Source organism: Burkholderiales bacterium, assembly GCA_013695435.1.
Taxonomy (GTDB): Bacteria; Pseudomonadota; Gammaproteobacteria; order Burkholderiales; family JACMKV01; genus JACMKV01.
This window is the reverse complement of sequence record JACDAM010000097.1, coordinates 1-3,461: the sequence shown is the minus strand read 5'-3', so window position 1 is coordinate 3,461 and position 3,461 is coordinate 1. Positions and strand designations below refer to the sequence as shown.

The window sequence follows — 3,461 nt, the reverse complement described above, 5'->3', positions numbered from 1 at the left end:
CACGAAGCGGCCGACGCCGATCAATCGTTCTTCGTTGTTTTCCACGATCGTCATAATCAGCCCGACATGATTGTCGAAATCGACTTCGGTGAAATTCTTCAGATCGCAATCGCATTCGCTCGACCTGCGACTTACGCGCGACTCCCTGACGGTCCGCGGGCGTGATGGGGCAGGGGCGCCGATTTCCTTGTGCGTTGGAGGCAAAGTATGCGAGTTCGTAAGCGGCACCACCCGCGTGTTCCAATTGCATGACGAGGTAGCGAAACGCGTAATTCTCCGAAGGAGTCGCGTTGATGCCGGCTGGAGCATGCATCCTGACGGTCAATGGCGGCTCGTCGAGCATCAAGTTCGCGTTGTATCGGATGGGCGACCCGCCGCAACGAGGGCTGCATGGCAAAGTCGACCGCATCGGCTTGCGCGGAACCCGCTTTGCTTTCAATGACCCCGCCCGGAATCAGCAGGACAGTCGCGGCATCGGCGACTTCGATCACCGGTCGGCGGCAAATTTCCTGTTCGATTGGCTCGACCAGCAGATCGGCCTCGCTTCGATTACGGCAGTGGGCCATCGCGTTGTCAACGGTGGTGCCGACTACCACGAGCCGCATCGCGTCACCAAGGAAATGCTCGATGAATTGCGCCGCATCAGCGCCTACGCCCCGGAGCATCTGCCTTCCGAGATCGATCTGATCGATCTGATTGGCGAGCGGGTGCCGGGCCTGCCACAGGTTGCGTGCTTCGACACGGCCTTTCATCGCCACATGCCGCGGGTCGCCAGGATCTTGCCCATTCCCCGGCGCTTCGCGGCGAAGGGCGTCGAGCGCTACGGTTTTCACGGCCTGTCCTATGCGTTTCTCATGGAAGAACTCGCGTGCGTGGCGGGTACCGAGGCTGCGCAAGGACGGGTAATCCTCGCTCACCTCGGAAGCGGGGCAAGCCTGACAGCGGTCTGTGGCGGCAAGAGCATCGACACCAGCATGGGCTTCACGCCGACGGCAGGCGTGCCCATGAGCACTCGCTCGGGCGATCTCGATCCGGGGCTGGTCTGGTACCTGGCGCAAACCGAGCACATGACTGCGCAGCAGTTTCACCAAATGGTCAACCATCAGTCGGGATTGCTGGGCGTTTCGGAAACGAGTTCCGATCTGCGCGATCTGCTTGACATGGAAGCCGCCGATGTCCGGGCTGCCGAAGCCGTCGCGCTGTTCTGCTACCAGGTCAAGAAGTGGATAGGGGCGTTTGCCGCCGCGCTCGGTGGACTGGACACGCTCGTCTTCGCGGGTGGCATCGGCGAGAACGCGCCCGTGATTCGAGCACGCATTTGCGAGGGCCTCGGTTTCCTCGGCATCCAATTGGACCCGACCAGAAACAAAAGCAACGAGCCGGTCATTTCCGCCGATGCCAGCCGCGTCGATGTACGTGTCATGCCTACAGACGAAGAGCTAATGATTGCGAAGGCGGTTGGCCGAATCACCTCATGAGCAAGCTCAATGCAACTGAGATTAAAATTTCAATCTCCGGATTTCTTCTCAACTTTATCTGGGAGATTTGGCAAGTTCCGTTATTTCAAGGCATGGATAACTTGACACATTTCGAGGCGACCATTCACTGTACGCTAGCCGCCCTCGGCGATGTCGTCATTTTGCTCGTTGCGTTTTGGATTATCGCGCTGACCGCAAGATCGCGTAGCTGGATTATTCACCCAAAGACAATCCAGGTCGCCGGATTCATCGCCATTGGGCTCGCCATTACCGTGGTCGTCGAGGCGATTGCGATCAACGTTCTCAACCGATGGCAATATGCCACAGCGATGCCAACCCTGCCGATTCTCGGCACCGGGATCACGCCAATTTTGCAATGGCTCATTATTCCGCCAATCATCGTTTCCCTAATGCTGCGCAGAGGAATAGACGTATGAACAAACCACTGTCTTCGAAACTTCTAAAAAATATGAACGCCTATTGGCGGGCCGCCAACTACCTGTCGGTCGGTCAGATTTATCTGTACGACAATCCGCTGCTCAAAAAGCCCTTGAAGCTGGAACATGTGAAGCCGCGGCTGCTGGGCCATTGGGGCACTACGCCAGGTTTGAATTTCATCTACGTGCATCTCAACCGGATCATCAAACAGTATGACTTGAACATGATCTATGTCACCGGGCCAGGACATGGCGGGCCGGGTCTGGTGGCCAACACCTACCTGGAGGGCACCTACAGCGAACTGTATCCAACCGTCTCGCAAGACGAACAGGGCCTGAAACGACTGTTCACCCAATTCTCGTTCCCTGGCGGCATTCCGAGCCACACCGCCGCGGAAACGCCGGGTTCGATCAACGAAGGCGGCGAACTCGGCTATTCCCTTATGCATGCGTACGGCGCCGCGTTCGATAATCCCGACCTCCTGGTCTCCTGCGTGGTGGGCGACGGAGAAGCGGAGACCGGAGCGCTTGCCACTAGCTGGCACTCGAACAAGTTTTTGAATCCCGTCCACGACGGCGCTGTTCTGCCGATCCTGCACCTGAATGGCTACAAGATCGCCAGCCCGACGATCTTGGCAAGGATCAGCCGCGAGGAACTGGAAGCGCTTTTTCGCGGCTATGGTTACAAGCCTTACATGGTAGAAGGAGACGATCCGGAAAGAGTTCACCAAATAATGGCCGGGACGCTGGATGGCATCGTAGAGGAGATCCGGCAAATTCAGGCGGAAGCGCGCAGCGGGGGATTCACGCGGCGTCCCGCGTGGCCCATGATCATCCTGCGCACTCCCAAGGGCTGGACCGGGCCCAAGGAGGTGGACGGCCTGCAGACCGAAGGCTCCTGGCGGTCGCATCAGGTCCCGCTTTCCAATCTGCAGGAAGATCCGAAGCACCTGGACGTGCTGGAAGAGTGGTTGAAGAGCTATCGCCCCGAGGAATTGTTCGATCAGGCGGGCAAACTCATAGCGGAACTCGCCGAACTGGCGCCAAAGGGCAATCGGCGCATGGGAACGAACCCGCATGCCAACGGGGGCCTGCTTCTGCAGGATCTGAAGCTTCCCGATTTCCGGGATTACGCGGTCGACGTCCCCGATCCCGGTACGGTGACAGCCGAGTCCACCCGCGTCACCGGTGACTTCCTGCGCGACGTGATGAAACTGAATATGGCCGCACGCAACTTCCGCGTTTTCGGCCCGGACGAGACGACATCCAATCGTTTGGCCGCTTTGTTTGAAGTCACCGATCGTGCCTTTACGGGCGAGATCCTGACGAGCGACACTCAACTCTCGCCCGACGGGCGCGTGATGGAAGTTCTGAGCGAGCACCTCTGCCAAGGGTGGCTGGAAGGATATCTGCTTACCGGCCGCCACGGATTCTTCTCCTGCTACGAGGCCTTCATCCACATCGTCGACTCCATGTTCAATCAGCACGCCAAGTGGCTCAAGGTTTCGCGCGAGGTTCCCTGGCGGCGGCCCATCGCCTCACTGAC

General features: G+C 58.7%; 3 protein-coding genes. All 3 read left to right on the top strand.

Features of this window, described 5'->3' with window-relative positions; genetic code table 11:
- The first annotated feature begins 293 nt into the window (after positions 1–293).
- A complete protein-coding gene (locus tag H0V78_05615; GenBank protein MBA2351267.1) occupies positions 294–1,478 on the top strand; it encodes an acetate/propionate family kinase in 1,185 nt (394 codons plus the stop codon).
- The gene (locus tag H0V78_05610) at positions 1,475–1,915 is read left to right on the top strand and encodes a hypothetical protein (protein MBA2351266.1); all 441 of its coding nucleotides are present in this window, start codon (positions 1,475–1,477) and stop codon (positions 1,913–1,915) included. Before H0V78_05615 ends, H0V78_05610 begins: the two co-directional genes overlap by 4 nt.
- Positions 1,912–3,461: phosphoketolase family protein (locus H0V78_05605; GenBank protein ID MBA2351265.1), on the top strand; the 1,550-nt coding region annotated here is incomplete at its 3' end. The genes H0V78_05610 and H0V78_05605, both read left to right, overlap by 4 nt.